This window comes from Hymenobacter sp. BT730, assembly GCF_030542105.1.
Taxonomy (GTDB): Bacteria; Bacteroidota; Bacteroidia; order Cytophagales; family Hymenobacteraceae; genus Hymenobacter.
The window spans coordinates 433,280-447,880 of sequence record NZ_JAUOFB010000001.1 but is presented as its reverse complement, the minus strand read 5'-3'; the positions used below and the strand labels follow the sequence as shown (position 1 = coordinate 447,880).

At 57.9% G+C, this 14,601-nt stretch carries 12 protein-coding genes; 6 read left to right on the top strand and 6 right to left on the bottom strand.

Features of this window, described 5'->3' with window-relative positions:
* Nucleotides 1–3 precede the first annotated feature (3 nt).
* Genes crtD through Q4G72_RS01895 form a run of 3 tightly spaced genes read right to left on the bottom strand, consistent with a single transcriptional unit; the run spans nt 4 to nt 3,203 of the window.
* Nucleotides 4–1,503 carry a 1-hydroxycarotenoid 3,4-desaturase CrtD gene (gene crtD / locus Q4G72_RS01905; RefSeq protein ID WP_303309743.1) on the bottom strand — a complete coding sequence of 500 codons (1,500 nt, stop codon included), beginning with the start codon at nt 1,501–1,503 and terminating at the stop codon, nt 4–6.
* Nucleotides 1,504–1,529: 26 nt separating this feature from the next.
* Nucleotides 1,530–1,979 (bottom strand): hypothetical protein, encoded by a 450-nt coding sequence (locus Q4G72_RS01900; RefSeq protein WP_303309742.1) that lies wholly within the window; start codon nt 1,977–1,979, stop codon nt 1,530–1,532.
* 33 nt (nt 1,980–2,012) lie between these two features.
* Complete coding sequence (locus Q4G72_RS01895) at nt 2,013–3,203, bottom strand: class I SAM-dependent rRNA methyltransferase (RefSeq protein WP_303309741.1); 1,191 nt, start codon at nt 3,201–3,203, stop codon at nt 2,013–2,015.
* Between the two features lie 130 nt (nt 3,204–3,333).
* On the opposite strand from Q4G72_RS01895, the gene Q4G72_RS01890 reads away from it, so the two are divergent.
* Nucleotides 3,334–3,810, top strand: a complete 477-nt coding sequence (locus Q4G72_RS01890) for a GNAT family N-acetyltransferase (RefSeq protein WP_303309740.1) — start codon at nt 3,334–3,336, stop codon at nt 3,808–3,810.
* On the opposite strand, the gene Q4G72_RS01885 is transcribed toward Q4G72_RS01890, so the two are convergent.
* Nucleotides 3,787–4,239 (bottom strand): SRPBCC family protein, encoded by a 453-nt coding sequence (locus tag Q4G72_RS01885; protein ID WP_303309739.1) that lies wholly within the window; start codon nt 4,237–4,239, stop codon nt 3,787–3,789. The two genes, Q4G72_RS01890 and Q4G72_RS01885, sit on opposite strands and share 24 nt — an antisense overlap.
* A 205-nt stretch (nt 4,240–4,444) precedes the next feature.
* Between Q4G72_RS01885 and Q4G72_RS01880 the strand changes: the two genes are divergently transcribed.
* Nucleotides 4,445–5,227, top strand: coding sequence for a hypothetical protein (locus tag Q4G72_RS01880; RefSeq protein ID WP_303309738.1), 783 nt, complete (start codon nt 4,445–4,447; stop codon nt 5,225–5,227).
* A gap of 21 nt (nt 5,228–5,248) precedes the next feature.
* On the opposite strand, the gene Q4G72_RS01875 is transcribed toward Q4G72_RS01880, so the two are convergent.
* Nucleotides 5,249–5,407, bottom strand: coding sequence for a hypothetical protein (locus tag Q4G72_RS01875; protein ID WP_303309737.1), 159 nt, complete (start codon nt 5,405–5,407; stop codon nt 5,249–5,251).
* Nucleotides 5,408–5,612: 205 nt separating this feature from the next.
* Here Q4G72_RS01875 and Q4G72_RS01870 point away from each other — a divergent pair, with 205 nt between their 5' ends.
* The 4 genes from Q4G72_RS01870 to Q4G72_RS01855 all read left to right on the top strand — a co-directional run bounded on the left by Q4G72_RS01870 (nt 5,613) and on the right by Q4G72_RS01855 (nt 11,447).
* Nucleotides 5,613–9,671, top strand: a complete 4,059-nt coding sequence (locus tag Q4G72_RS01870; RefSeq protein WP_303309736.1) for a DUF8696 domain-containing protein — start codon at nt 5,613–5,615, stop codon at nt 9,669–9,671.
* Nucleotides 9,672–9,742: 71 nt separating this feature from the next.
* A complete protein-coding gene (locus tag Q4G72_RS01865; protein WP_303309735.1) occupies nt 9,743–10,714 on the top strand; it encodes a PorP/SprF family type IX secretion system membrane protein in 972 nt (323 codons plus the stop codon).
* A 48-nt stretch (nt 10,715–10,762) separates the two neighbouring features.
* On the top strand, nt 10,763–11,095 hold the full coding sequence (locus tag Q4G72_RS01860) for a hypothetical protein (RefSeq protein WP_303309734.1): 333 nt from the start codon (nt 10,763–10,765) through the stop codon (nt 11,093–11,095).
* Between the two features lie 73 nt (nt 11,096–11,168).
* Nucleotides 11,169–11,447, top strand: coding sequence for an Imm27 family immunity protein (locus tag Q4G72_RS01855; protein ID WP_303309733.1), 279 nt, complete (start codon nt 11,169–11,171; stop codon nt 11,445–11,447).
* A gap of 37 nt (nt 11,448–11,484) precedes the next feature.
* Here Q4G72_RS01855 and Q4G72_RS01850 read toward each other — a convergent pair whose 3' ends face one another.
* On the bottom strand, nt 11,485–14,463 hold the full coding sequence (locus tag Q4G72_RS01850; protein WP_303309732.1) for a DEAD/DEAH box helicase: 2,979 nt from the start codon (nt 14,461–14,463) through the stop codon (nt 11,485–11,487).
* Between the last annotated feature and the right edge of the window lie 138 nt (nt 14,464–14,601).

The following is a 14,601-nucleotide window of genomic DNA, read 5'->3' as shown; positions in this document are numbered from 1 at the left end:
AGGTCAGGCGGAAATAAGGTCGGCTACGATAGCGGCCGACAGCAGGCACAAGGGAATGCCCCCGCCTGGGTGCACGCTGCCTCCACAAAAGTACAAGCCATCGAGTTTACGAGAAAAATTTGGGTGGCGCAGAAAAGCAGCCAACATATTATTGGAGGAACTGCCATACAACGCCCCGCCAAAGGAGGATGTTTGACGGGCAATGCCCGGAGGGTCCCATACATGCTCGGCCCGGATAAGCGGCTCCACATCACGCCCCAGGGCCCGTTGCAGACGGCGCAGCACGGCAGCGCGGGTTTGGCTGATTAAGGCCGGCCAGTCCTGGCCCTGGTCATGGGGTACGTTCACCATCACAAACCAGTTTTCGTGGCCGGCAGGAGCATCGGTGGGTGTTTTTTTAGAGGTGATGTTCACGTACACCGTTACGTCATCGGCTACCGTCTGCTCCCGGAAAATGGCCTCGAACTCGCGACGGTAGTCTTCGGAGAAAAAGATGTTGTGTACGCCCAGCTCCGGAAACTCAGCGCCAATGCCCCAGTAGAAGATCAGCGCCGAGGAAGAGCGGGGCTGGGCCAGAGTACGCTCAGGGGCGGGCAGCGTGGGCAGCAGGTGGCGGTAGGTAGGCACTACATCCATGTTGCTGACCACTACGCCGAAGTCGTACACGTCCTGGGCCGTGCGGAGGGCGGTTACGTGGCCCCCGGCCGTGAGAATTTCCTCTACGGGCTCGTTATATCGGAACTCCACGCCCAGCTCCTGGGCCAGCTTCACCAGGCTTTCGGCAATGCTGTAAATACCGCCTTCAGGGTAAAATGCACCAATGCCGTGCTCCAGGTGCGGAATCAGGCTGAGGGTAGCAGGAGCCTGGTAGGGGTCGGAGCCGTTATAGGTCGCAAACCGGTCGAAAAGCTGCACCAGGCGCGGGTCCTGAAACGTAGCGGCGTGGCGCTGGTGCATGGTACTGGTGAGGCCCAGCGAGGGCAGCACGGCCAGCGCCTTCACTACCTCCGGACTGGTATAGGTACTGAGCTTGTGCAGGGACTTGCGCAGGAACGTATCAGCAGTACCCTCGTAGGCGCGGGCACTTTGGTGCAGGAATTCCAATACGGCAGCCGCAGGCACGCTTAGCTTTTGCTCTACCTCAGCTGCAAACCGGGCTTCGTCGGCCCAGGCCGTCAGGCGGGTATTGTCGGCGAAGAAGTACTGCGTGATAGGGTCCAGCCGCTCGTAGCGGAAATAGTCATGGGGGTTGCGCCCAGCCAGTTGAAACAGCTCGTCTACCAGCTGCGGCAGCGTGAACAGCGAAGGGCCGCCATCAAAGCGGTACCCGCCGGGCAGCTCCAGCTGGTGCATTTTTCCCCCAAACGTACTCTGGGCCTCAAATACCGTCACCTTATGCCCCCGCGCTGCCAGCCGCACCGCCGTAGCAATGCCTCCAATACCAGCACCAATAACGGCAACAGCAGGTTTGCGGGGAATAGAGCCGGTTTTTTTTCGGGGCACGAGAAAGGGTGAAGGAAAGGACGCCGTTATAACTCTAAAACCTGCTTTATGTCTTCGGTTCCAATGTTAATGCTCACTGGTGCAGGACGATGAGCCGGGTTATCTACGGCTGTCACAATCAAACCTTCAAAGGCCTGTAAATGCAATACACTGAATCCCCGTCGAAATACTACCAATTGTTGCAGCTGCGTATCCAACACGGCCAGTCGCTGATTGGGGCTCGAAAAAAGAGCCTGTTGCCACATGGGCAATGCTACCCGACGCCCCACCGCATCCCATATAGGTGGGCCGCCATAAGTTCCAGGTAGCTGGACCCGCCGCCCGGTGGGTGTAATCCAGAAGCAAAACCCGTGTAATGGACCACCTTGGTTCATCTCCTTCAGAGTGCCATACTCCAGTCGCTGTGCGTTGTCTCCGGAAACGAGCTGACGCTCCACGTTGGAGAAGTTCCAAGGATCTGGCAAGGTGTTGACCATACAAATGAATAGTTTGAACGCGGATATTCTGTGTTAATCTACGGCCAGCACCAGTCCCTTCAAATACTCCCCTTCCGGGTGGAACAGGCTAACGGGGTGGTCGGCGGGCTGGGTGAGGCGGTGTAGAATGCGGGCGGGGCGGCCGGCTTCGATGGCGGCGGCCATGATGGCGCCTTCAAACAATTCCATGCTTACTACCTGTGAGCAGCTGAACGTAAACAGCAGGCCACCGGGTGCAATTTGCTTGATGCCGGCCACATTCAGGCGTTTGTAGCCCATCAGGGCGTTGTGGCGGGCAGAGAGGTGCTTGGCAAAGGCCGGTGGGTCCAGCACGATGAGGTCGTACTGGTTATGGCGGTCTTTCAGGAAGCTGAACACGTCCTGGGCGTAGGCTTCGTGCTTGTCCTGCAGGCCACTCAGCTCGGCGTTGCGGTTGGTTAGCTCAATGGCTTTCTTGCTGGAGTCCACGGAATGCACCAGCTCGGCGCCGGCCTGCAGGGCGTACACGGAGAAGCCGCCGGTGTAGCAGAACGTGTTCAGCACGCGGCGGCCGGGCGCGTAGCGGGCCAGCAGGGCGCGGTTGTCGCGCTGGTCGATGAAGAAGCCGGTTTTCTGGCCGGTTTCCCAGTCTACGGCAAAGCGGTGGCCGTTTTCTTCTACCACATGCTCCTGGCCGGTGCTTTCACCCAGCAGGTAGCCATTCTGGGCATCGGGGGCCGCTTTGGCAGGTACGGTTTCGGCGCTTTTATCGTAGATGGCGCGCAGGCTTTCGCCTAAAACGGCTTGCAGGGCGGCGGCAATCAGGGGCCGGGCTTTGTACATGCCGGCGCTGTGGGCCTGCACCACAGCCGTGTCGCCGTACACGTCAATAATCAAACCGGGTAGTCCGTCACCTTCGGCGTGGATGAGGCGGTACACGTTGGTGTTGCCGGTGCCCGTGAGCCCCAGGCGCTGGCGCAGCTGGTAGGCGTTGCGCAGCTTCTGCTCCCAGAAAGCGGCATCGGGCAGCTGGGCCTCGGTGCCAAAATCGAGCATGCGTACGGCAATGGAGCCGGGAGCGTAGTGGCCCACGCCCAGCAGCTCACCATTGGCCGCCAGTACGCTTACTACTTCGCCCTCCACTACCTCGCCCTGCATCCGGGCAATGGCCCCCGAAAACACCCACGGATGCAGGCGTCGCAGGGATTGATCTTTACCGGGTTTGAGCGTGAGCGTGGCAGACATGGCAGCAGGTTATGAAAATGGGACTACAAAGGTACGCACCCGGCCGGGGTTAGCCGCCTGCCCCATTCGAATTGCCCTCTACTCCTACCGCAGCCAGTTCCGGCGTATCTTGCGGCCCTTATATATGCCTATGTCTGCCCCCATCGAAATTCTTGCTTACCGCCCCGAGCACCAGGCGGCCTTCCGCGACCTGAACCACGAGTGGATTACCACCTATTTCACCCTGGAAGAGCTGGACAAGCGCATGCTCGACGACCCGCAAGGCTACATTCTGGACTCAGGCGGCTACATTTTCATGGCCCGCTATCAGGATCAGATTGTAGGTACCTGTGCCCTCATCCGGGAGCCCGACGGCAACTTTGAGCTAGCGAAAATGGCCGTTTCGCCCAAAGCCCAGGGCTTGGGTATCGGATATTTGCTGGGGCAGGCGGCTATTGAGCAGGCCTGGGCGGTAGGGGCCCACCACCTGGAGCTGCTCTCCAACCGCAAGCTCACGCCTGCCCTCACCCTATATCGTAAATTGGGTTTCGTAGAAGTGCCGCTCTCCCCTTCCGAGTATCAGCGGGCCGATATTAAAATGGTGCTAGCGCGCTCCGGCACCGAATAGCCGCCGGTAAATAGGCTTGCGCCAAGCAAACTGCGCCCATAGAATGGGATATAGCAGTGCTTCTATCCAATGAAATAGGGAGCGGTATTCGATATCCTCCACAATGTACGTTCCCCCACCCGGAGCGGGCTGCAACAGATGCCGGTGCCGCCAATAGCCCAGCGGTGGCGGCAGTTCCTGACCTTCATCCACGAAATAGTAGGTACCATCGGGCAAAATGCCGTGGTCGGTAATGAGGGAGGTCCAGCGGTGGCACAATGGACCGGCCCCTATTTCTATTTCCACCCGGTCGCCGCGCTGGCAGCCATCAAACCGCAACAGGCGGAAGGGTGGAAATGGCGGAGCCAACGCCAGGAATAACTCCCGCGTGAAGCCCTGCCAGACTTGGGCGGGTGGTTGGGAGACGTGAGTTCGGAGAAGGAGGTGCATAGAGAACCTAATATTTAGTTCCTCTATAACAATGCTCGCCGCTCTTTAGCTTACTTACACACCTTGTCGCTATTGTTACTTAAAATGAGACAGACTAGAATCAAATAGCTCTATGGCTTTGCAATACTTTCGTGCTATTCTAAAGCCCACTCTGTGTGCACTAGTTCTGCTGCCTTTTGCGAGGCAACTACCAGCGGAAACCCTAGTGAAATCTGCGCTTTCCTTCTGGTCTACTTCTGCTGACAGGTATGAGCAGGTGGAAGCGCTGGAAGACCTGTTTATCGGGAACCGAATACTGCTTGAGCAAATGAGCATAGTGGACATCAAGCGGCACCAAATCAAAGCTATTCGGTCAGTGGAGGAAGCGCCTAACGGCAAGTACATCGTTACGGAGCGTTTCAACGAGCAAGGCTATGCTACGTACCGGGAAATGAAGAACCAGCTTCATAATCGGCCTGAAAGCGGCTATAGCTCTTCCTTCACTTACACCTACCATCCGGACGGAGTCTTAGCTACCGTAAGCTCCGAACCAGACATCAAGACCATTGCCTTCAAATACGATTCTCAACGAAAACTAAAGAAAGCAGGCACCTATCAGCTTGATTACTACACCAATGGTTTGTTGAAGAAAGTGCAGGGCGGTGACCAAATAGAGCAGTACGAGTACAGAAACGGCCTGCTGACCCGTATTCAATTCTCGTCTCGGCCAGGTGTAGTTGCCTGCGATATGGGAACGGAAGAGTGGTTAGGCTATTACAATGCCGAGGGGCAGCTTGTGAAAGTGGAGCACAAAGGCATCCCAAGCCAAGTGTATTCGCTCACTTATGATAAGGCCGGAGTACTCACCCAGAAGACATGGTATGATGAACTGCGTCAAGTCAGCTACGAAAAAAGCTACACGTTTGAGAGCGGGTTACTAGTTAAGGCCATTCTGAAAACCAACGGCATAGTAACTAATACTACCTCGTATCACTACGAACAATATTAATCGTCAGGTTTCTGTAATCCCCTACCCCAGCAACTCCTCAATATCCTCCTTAGTCAGGCTCTTAATAATGGCCTCGTCGGTGGATATCAAATCCGTAACCAGCTGGATTTTCTTGTTCTGCAGGGCCAGGATTTTCTTCTCTACCGTGCTCGTAGAGATGAACTGGTAGGTACAAGACAATTTTCTGCCGGCCTATGTAGTGGAATCTAGCACTATTCAGGCATCTATTTATAAAAGTGGCCAACAGTGCATAGCTTTAGTGAAACCGGCTGGCTACCCTTATTGTAGTAGAAGTAGCTGGCCATCAGGCTCTGTTTCTTAAGGGTGGCGAGTGGCACTTTCCTTTTTGAGCACCCGCTTTGTCCGCTCACTTATCTGCCTCTCTATGCCCACCGAGCTGTTGCCTCCTGCCCTATCAAGTACCAGCACTTTCTCCCAGCATGCATCTGGCCCTGGCCAGCCATCTAGTCTCCGTTACCGGTGCTCGGCCGGTTGGGTGCGCCCGGCGGCTGTTTGGCTGCTCATGCTGCTGGTTCTACTGCTGAGCGGGGCGGCCACAACAGCTCTGGCGCAGGCCACGCCACCTCCGGAGTGCAGCCAGGATGAGAAGTTCATCAACAAGTGGTATTTCGGCCAGCGGGCGGGGCTGGACTTTAACTCCGCCACGGACTCTATTCCGCCCACAGTGCTGACCGATGGCCGGATGGTAGCGCCCGCCGGCTCCGGGATTATGTCGGATGGTACGGGCAACATCCTCTTCTATAGCAACGGCGACACCGTCTGGAGCCGCGACCACAACATCATGACCAATGGCACCGGCATGGGGGGCAACCGCCTCACCACCGACGGGCCGCTGGCTATTAAAAAGCCGGGCATAGTTGCGCCTGGGGGGGCAACTACTTACCTTATTTTCACCCAGGATGCGCAGGGCGGCCCCAAAGGGTTGAGCTACTCGGAAATCCTGATTCCGGCTGGAGGCGGCCAGGGCGAGGTAGTAGCTGCCACCAAGAACACGCCTCTCACCCTCGGCACCACCGAGAAAATGACGGGTGTCTTTCATAAAAACGGTTGTGACATCTGGATAATAGTGCACGGCTGGGGCAATGAAACTTCCGGCATCGAGAACCGCGGCGACGCCTTTCTGGCGTACCGCGTAACACCCGCCGGCGTGCAGCTGCCGCCCGTAATTTCCACCATCGGGGCCCTGCATGCACCCGGCGTGTCGGCCCAGGGCTACCGCGGCCAGATGAAAGTTTCGCCCGATGGCCAGCAGCTGGCCGTGGCCCGCTTCAGCGAAACCTTAGGCGACAGTAGCAGCACCATTGAGCTGTTTGCCTTCGATGCTGCCACGGGTATCGTCAGCAACCGCCGCGCTATTGACAGCGGGGCCGGCCGCTACTACGGGGTGGAGTTTTCGCCCGGCCGCAGCCGGCTCTACGCCACGGTGCTCAGCCCGCCCCAGCTGCTGCAGTTTGATTTAACCGCCACCAATGTACCGGCCAGCAAGCAGGTGATTCCGCTCAAGCAAACTACCCCCGTCAATCTGGGCTCCCTACAGGCGGGCCCCGATGGCAAGGTGTACGTGGCCCGGGAAAACCAGCCCGCGCTGGGCTTCATTTCTTATCCCGACTCGCTGGGGGTGAGCATCGCCTACGCCGATGACAGCCTGCAGCTGGGCGGGCGCCGCAGCGGCCTGGGTTTGCCCAATTTCAACCAAAGCTCCCTGCTGCGCGCGGGCATTGGGGCAGATATCACGGCTTGCCGGGAAATAAGCTTCCAGGCCAGCTTCGGCGTTCAGGCTACCAATCTGGTCTACGCCTGGACCTTCGGCGACGGCACCACTTCCAATCAAAAAGACCCCGTCCACACCTACGCTACCCCCGGCGACTACACCGTTACTCTGCGCATTACCAATGACTGCTTCTGCCGGGAATCCCAGGGCATTATTCGCGTGCCGGCCCTACCGAAGCCGGGTAGCATTGCCCGCCCTCAGACCCTATGCGCCGGAACCGCGCCGGATACGCTCACCAGCAACGTCAGCGCTTCGGGCGACGCCGGCCTGCCGCTCGTTTACCAATGGGAAAGGTCAACGGATAACGCCACCTTTACCGCTATTAGCGGGGCAACCGGTGAGACTTACCTGCCCCCGGCCTCGCTGCCGCCCGGCACCACCTATTTCCGGCGGCGCGCCCAACTGCTTCTGCCCAATCGGCCAGGTCCTTACTGTGCCCCCACCTTTACCGCTTCGGTAGCCATCACCGTTTTACCGGCCCTGACGGCGGGTAGCATTGCGGCTAACCAGACTGTTTGCGCGGGCACTACGCCAGCACCGCTTACCAGCACCGCGGCGGCCACGGGTGGCACGGGCACCTTTACTTATCAGTGGGAATCATCGGCAGATAATGTAACCTGGGCAGCTATACCGGGCGCTACCTCTGCCACGTACGCGCCCCGGGCGCTTACCGCCACCACCTACTACCGGCGCCAGGTACGTTCCGGCACCTGCCCCGCCACGCCCTCTAATACCGTAACGCTGACTGTGGTGCCGGCTCTCTCAGCCGGTAGCATTGCCGCCAGCCAGACCCTCTGTGCCGGTGGCACGCCTACTCCGCTTACCAGCGAAGCCCCGGCTACGGGCGGCACGGGCAGTATCAGCTATCAGTGGGAATCATCCACGAATAACAGTACCTGGACGCCTATTGCCGGCGCCACCGGAGCCACCTATGCGCCGGGCCGGCTGAGTGCCACCACCTCCTACCGGCGCCGGGCGAGTTCCGGCAGCGCCTGCGCCCCGGTTCTGTCCAATGCCGTGACCATTACGGTAGCCCCGGCCCTGACGGCCGGCACCATCGGGGCCAACCAGACGCTGTGTCTGGGTGCTACGCCGACCCGCCTTACCAGCACCACGGCAGCCACAGGCGGCACGGGTGCGTTTACTTACCAGTGGGAGGCCAGCCCGAATAACTCGAGCTGGACGCCTATTGCCGGCGCCACGGGCGCCAGCTATGCGCCTGGTCCGCTAACGGCCACCACCTACTACCGGCGCCAGGTTACTTCGGGGCCTTGCGGACCGGTGTATTCGCCGTCCATCGTTCTGACGGCCCTGCCCGCGCTGAATGGGGGTAGCATTGCGGCCAGCCAGGATATTTGTGCGGGCACCACGCCGGCACCTCTCACCAGCAGGGCCCCGGCCACCGGCGGCACGGGCAACTTCGTTTACCAATGGGAATCCTCGACGGATAATGTAACCTGGAGGTCCGTGAGCGGTGCGGTGGGCTCTACTTACTCGCCGGGACCCCTCACAGCAACTACTTCTTTCCGGCGCCGGGTAACCTCGGGCACGGGCACCTGCGCCACGGCCGTTTCCAACGAGGTGACAGTACAGGTGCGTCCCGTGGTGAAACCAAGCGTGACGCTGGCTACCCCGCCGGCGCAATGCCCCGGCACGGCCCTGGTTTTTGCGGCTGTGCCAACCAACGCGGGTACTGCGCCTACTTTCCGCTGGTTTGTGAACAACGTGGCCGTGGCCAGCGGGCCCACTTTCACCAGCAGCACGCTGGTCACCGGCGACCAGGTGCGGGTGGAGGTGACGCCTACCGCGGGGCTGTGCAGCGCGGGTCCGGCCGTGGCCACGGTTACGGTAACGCGCACGCCCACGCCTGTGCCCACGCTCAGCATTGGCGTGCAGCCGGGCGGGCCCGTTTGCCCGGGCGCACCGCTTACGTTCCGCATCACCAGTGTGACCAACGCCGGCCCGGCCCCTACTTATCAGTGGCTGGTAAATGACAACGCCGTAGCTGGTGCTACAACCCCGGTCTTTACCAGCACCACGCTGCGGGACGGCCAGACCGTGACGCTGCGCCTGCGCACTACCAACGTATGCGGGCAGCCTGTTACGGCGGTTTCCAATGAGGTAGCGGTGCGCATCAGCCCACCGGTGGACGTAGATGCCGGCCCGGACAAGGAGATACTAGCCGGCTCCTCCGTAATTCTGGAAGGTCGCGCCGATGGTAACTATCCTGTGACGTGGACGCCCGCCACGGGGCTGACTATTTCCCCCAATGCTCCATTGCGGCCAGTAGCCTCGCCCACGGAAACTACCACCTATACCCTATCGGCCGGAGAAGGCGGCTGTGCCGACTCTGACCAGGTGAAAGTGACCGTGCGCCCGGCCATCCGCATTCCTAACGCCTTCACGCCCAACGGCGACGGCCGCGACGACACCTGGCAGATTGAGTTCATCGAGCAATTTCCCGACAATACGGTGAGTGTGTTCAACCGCTGGGGTAACCGCATCTTCTCCGCCAATAACTACAGCCGGGCCAATGAGTGGCGCGGCGACATCAATGGCAAGCCGGCGCCGGTGGGCACCTATTACTACGTGGTGGAGACGAAAGGGCCGCTGGGCCGGTCTTACAGCGGGTCGATTACGATTTTGTATTAAAAAATGTCTTGCTGTGCTTGTAGAAGTAGGGTCACCTGCTTCTTCGCCCGATACTTTCTACCTCTACTGCTATGAAAAGAGCCCTACCCTTCCTGCTGCTCCCGCTGCTACTGGCTGCGGTGCCGGTTCTGGCCCAGCAGCAGGCGCAGTACAGCCAGTACATGAACAATAACTACATCCTGAACCCGGGCACCACCGGCGTGGAGGACTACATTGACGTCAAGTTCAGCTACCGCACCCAGTGGACGGGCCTGGAAGGTGCGCCCAAAACCTACTATGCCAGCATCAGCTCCTCACTGGGCAAGTGGCGTAGCACCAGCAAGCGCACCATTCGGGACCGGCGCCGTCCGTTTCATGCCATAGGCGGCTTGGTATATAGAGATGAAACCGGGCCCACCAGCCGGACGGGGGCCTACGCATCCTACGCCTACAATCTGGTGCTGCGGCCCGACCTGCGGGTGGCGCTGGGCCTATCGGCGGGAATGCAGCAGTTTGCCGTGGATGGGCAGAAACTGCGCTTTTTCGACCCTACTACCCAGGCAGGTAGCGCCTCCTCGCAGGTGCTGGATGGGTCGGTGGGTTTGTGGGTGTATAGCTCCCGCTTCTATTTGGGCCTGTCGGGGGCACAGCTGCTGGGCAATCAGCTTAACTTCTCCTACGGGCCCGGCCTGCAAGGCGAGGGGGCGCCAGGCAACACGCTGAAGCGGCACTACTTCGCCACGGGCGGGGTGCGGCTGCCCCTTAATGATGACTGGTCGCTGGTACCCTCAGTGCTGGTGAAGGCCGTAAACCCGGCCCCGCTCTCAGTCGACCTTAATGCCAAGCTCAAGTACCAGGACCTGCTGTGGATTGGCGCCTCCTGGCGCGCCTTCGACTCGGCCGTGGCCATCGTGGGCCTTAGCTACGAGCAGTTCACGCTGGGCTATTCCTACGATGCCGGCCTTTCCGAGCTGGCCGGCTACCACGGCGGTAGCCACGAGGTGCTACTGGGTTTGCGGCTGAAGAAGAAAACCCAGGTGGTGTGTGCTAATCGGTTCTGGTAGGGGTAATTCCCTGATATAGGCTTATTATGACACCTTAAATTTTATACTATGACTTGGAGAAGTATTGAGAATCCCCCTTTCCGTAATGTGGTTTTGTCACAACAGGAGGAAAATTCACTGGCTTGGCAGCAACTTCAAACTCAGCTACCTGTTGGGACGGTTCTGACCGGAAAGGTATTTACACAAGCAATTTTTGGCGTTTTTTACGATGCTGGTGTAGGCTTTCCTGTACGGATGAACATAACCGATTTCGGAAAACAAACCAAACATGGTATGCGCTTTCCTGATGATTATCCCCCGCTAAACAGTACTATAAAAGGTAGGTTACTCGGCTTTGATAACAGTACTTATCAATTAGTGGTAGGGAAGCTGGATGCCTAATGAAGTATACTACTCGGGAAAAAGCTCAATAATGAAAGAACGGCGTTTAATTAATCATCTATAGACCTGCGTTATGCAGTTAGCGGCTCAAGAAATACAAGTTATTGGCGCATGGCTTTACCAAAACGATTCCCTATGCCTTGATGCAAATGTGGAGCGTATTCAATGGCTACTCGCTCATCAGTTACAATTTATTGCAGCCGATTCCACGGGCTGGCAGCGCCTGTATGTTGATCCGGCTGATGGGGGTTACTGGCAACTGTCGTTTCCGCAGGGCCATTTACAAGGTGGGGGGCCGCCAGCACTCACTTGCATATCCCGAGAGCAGGCCAGGCAGCAGTATACCCTCTAGGCCTGTACCAGCTAGCTTGGGAAAATCAATAGTGACCTTACCCCAGTAACTCCTCAATATCCTCCTTGGTCAGGCTCTTGATGATGGCCTCATCAGTAGATATCAAGTCCGTGACCAGCTGGATTTTCTTGTTCTGCAGGGCCAGGATTTTTTCCTCTACCGTGCTCTTGGTGATGAACTTGTAGGTGAAGACGGTCTTTTCCTGGCCGATGCGGTGGGCGCGGTCGATGGCCTGGGCCTCCACGGCGGGGTTCCACCAGGGGTCGAGAATGAACACGTAGTCGGCGGCGGTGAGGTTGAGGCCCACGCCACCAGCTTTCAGCGAAATCAGGAATACGCGCAGCTTTTCGGTTTCCTGGAAACGGGCCACTTCCTTGTGCCGGTCGCGGGTGTTGCCGTCGAGGTAGGCGTACTTAATCTGCTTTTCATCCAGGGAAGCCCGCACAATATCCAGGTGCTTCACAAACTGACTAAACACCAGCACCTTGTGCCCTTCGGCTACCACGCTGCGGATCATGCGGATGACCTCGCGCAGCTTCCCCGATTCGGCCTCGTAGGTTTCATCGGCCATGCGGGGGTGGTTGGCAATCTGGCGCAGCTTGGTCAGGCCCTGCAGTAGCATAAACTGCGTGTTGGCTGTGCCGTGCTCCTCAATGTTTTTGAGGATTTTATTGCGGTAGAAGCTCTTGGTTTCCTCGTAGCACTGGGCCTGCTCCTCCGTCATGGTGCAGTAGCTCAGGTGCTCAATCTTATCGGGCAGCTCACGGGCCACCTGGGCCTTGTGCCGGCGCAGGATAAAGGGCTTGATGAGCGTGTGCAGGCGCTTGGTTTTGTGCTCGTCCTTCTCCTTCTCAATGGGCTTTAGGAACTCCTTACGGAAGAAGGCCTGTGTGCCCAATAAGCCGGGGTTGATGAATGACATCTGCGACCACAAATCCATGGTGCTGTTCTCTACGGGTGTGCCCGTCAGAATGAGACGGTGGCGGGAGCGGAGGCCGCGCACAGCCTGCGAGGTAGTAGAACCAGGGTTTTTGATGGCCTGCGACTCATCCAGAATCACGTAGTCGAACTGATACGTTTTCAGCATTTCGGCATCCAGCCGCACAATACCGTAGCTGGTCAGAATCAGGTCGTAGTCCTGAAACTGCTCCACGTTTTTGTCGCGGTACGTACCTGTATAAGTCAGCACGCGCAACTCAGGCGTGAACTTCAAGGCCTCACTCATCCAGTTGTATACCAACGAGGTAGGCATTACCAGCAGAGAGGCAGCCCCTTTGGATTCGCCACTTTCCTTGCGGTGCTGCAGCAGAGCCAACGTTTGCACCGTTTTGCCCAGACCCATATCATCGGCCAGACAGCCGCCAAAATGGTAGTCCTTCACAAAGTGCAGCCAGTTGTAGCCCGCTTTCTGATAAGGGCGCAGTTGGCCAATAAAGCCCATGGGCAAGGGCTTATCCTCCACCGCCTCAAACTCGCGCAAGCGCTCCAGCTTGCGGCTCATGGTTACGGTAGCCAGGTTGCCGTGCTGCAGGTCGTTTACCAGGGCTACGTGGTGCTTGCGTAGCGTGAGGGAATGATGATGCTCCTCCGAAAACGCAAACAGCTCCAGGTACTCCGTAAACCACTCTTCCGGTATAATGGCAATTTGCCCGTTGGGCAGCCGAAACTCGTGCCGATGCCCCAGAATGTAAGGACGCAGGCGGATAAAGGGTATTTCGTAGTCGCCAAAACGAACGGTGCCATGGATATCAAACCAGTCACTGGTTTCAGTGATGCCCACCTGCACGGTAATGGCTCCGATGAAGTAATCTTTGGCTGATTCGGTGCTTTGCTGCACCGTGAAGCCCATACGCTCCAGGTCCTCCGCGTAGCTGTGCAGCCAGCGGAAGGCGGTGGCCTTTTCCAGCACGGCGCGGCCGTTGCGCACTTCCAGGGCGCGCTGGCGCAGTTCCCGGATAATGTCCTGCTCCAGGTCGAGGTTGCGGATCAGGCGGTGGAAAATGTAGCTACCATCGTTCTTTTCCAGCTTTACGCACACCCGCTTGTCGTAGCTGTTGTGTACGGTATGGTCGCCGTAGCGGAAAGAGAGGTCGAAGTGAATGTGCTCGGTAGGCTGCACCATGGTGGCCACGCCACCGCTTTCAGTCAGAGAAGCTGCTGCCCGCCCTCGGGTGCCGCGCGGGCGCGGCTCTTCCAGAGTGGTGACGGTGGCGCTGGGCACATCGGAGAAAGTAAGCTGCGGCCGGGCTACGTACCGCTCCGAGCGAATATCGAAGCCGCGGGCGTGCACGTCAAACGACTCCACCAGCGGGGCCACAAAGCGCTGAAAATAGCTGTCTTCTACCTGCCGGGGAATTACAATGAACTTCTTGTTGAGGAAAGGCTGCAGCTTTTTGCCGTCCACATCATTGCGGAACGCATAAATCACATCATCCAGCAGCATCCAGGCGGGTTGACAACACACCAGTACCGCTCCCCGAAACTGGAAATCGAGGCGCTGGCCCCGGTACTGAACGGTAGGGAAATAATGGGTATTGTCGTCATTACGCCGGAAGTGAAAGAGCACGGAGGCCGGCTCCGGCGCCATGGCTATTTCGTGCCAGGTTGGTTCGCCATCCTTGCCCATAATGAAGACGTGCTTGCCCGCCAAACGGTCCATAATCTGGCCCATGCGGTTTTGTACGTAGCTGCTGATGCGTTCCTGCAGTGCTTTGTCGCCCTTTTCCGGGTCGTACACTTTTAGGAAGAAATCAGCTGTAGCAATCTTCTTGGGCCAGAACTCCTTTATCACGGCGTCCTGCTGAATCTGGTCCGTGAGGGCCACAATCTCGAAGTCGGTAACATCTAGGCCATCAGCAAATTCTGGAGCATTTTTTGCTGATACACTCTGGTGCTGCAAGGTCAATTGGCCGCGTGTGTTACGCTGGACCACATATGACTCAAACAGGTAGCCCAGGTACTCATGCTCCAGCAATGAGTAGACTATCTGAAAGGGTTCTGAAGTGGAAACTTTCATAAGGGCGGCCTAAAAATGGCGTTGAAAGTAAGAACAAATACCAACTAGCAGATATTCTTTTAAAAAGTAAAAATTAATCTACAAATAGTTATATATAAAAGATGAATAGGCAACCTGTGTCTATCAACTTGCTACTAC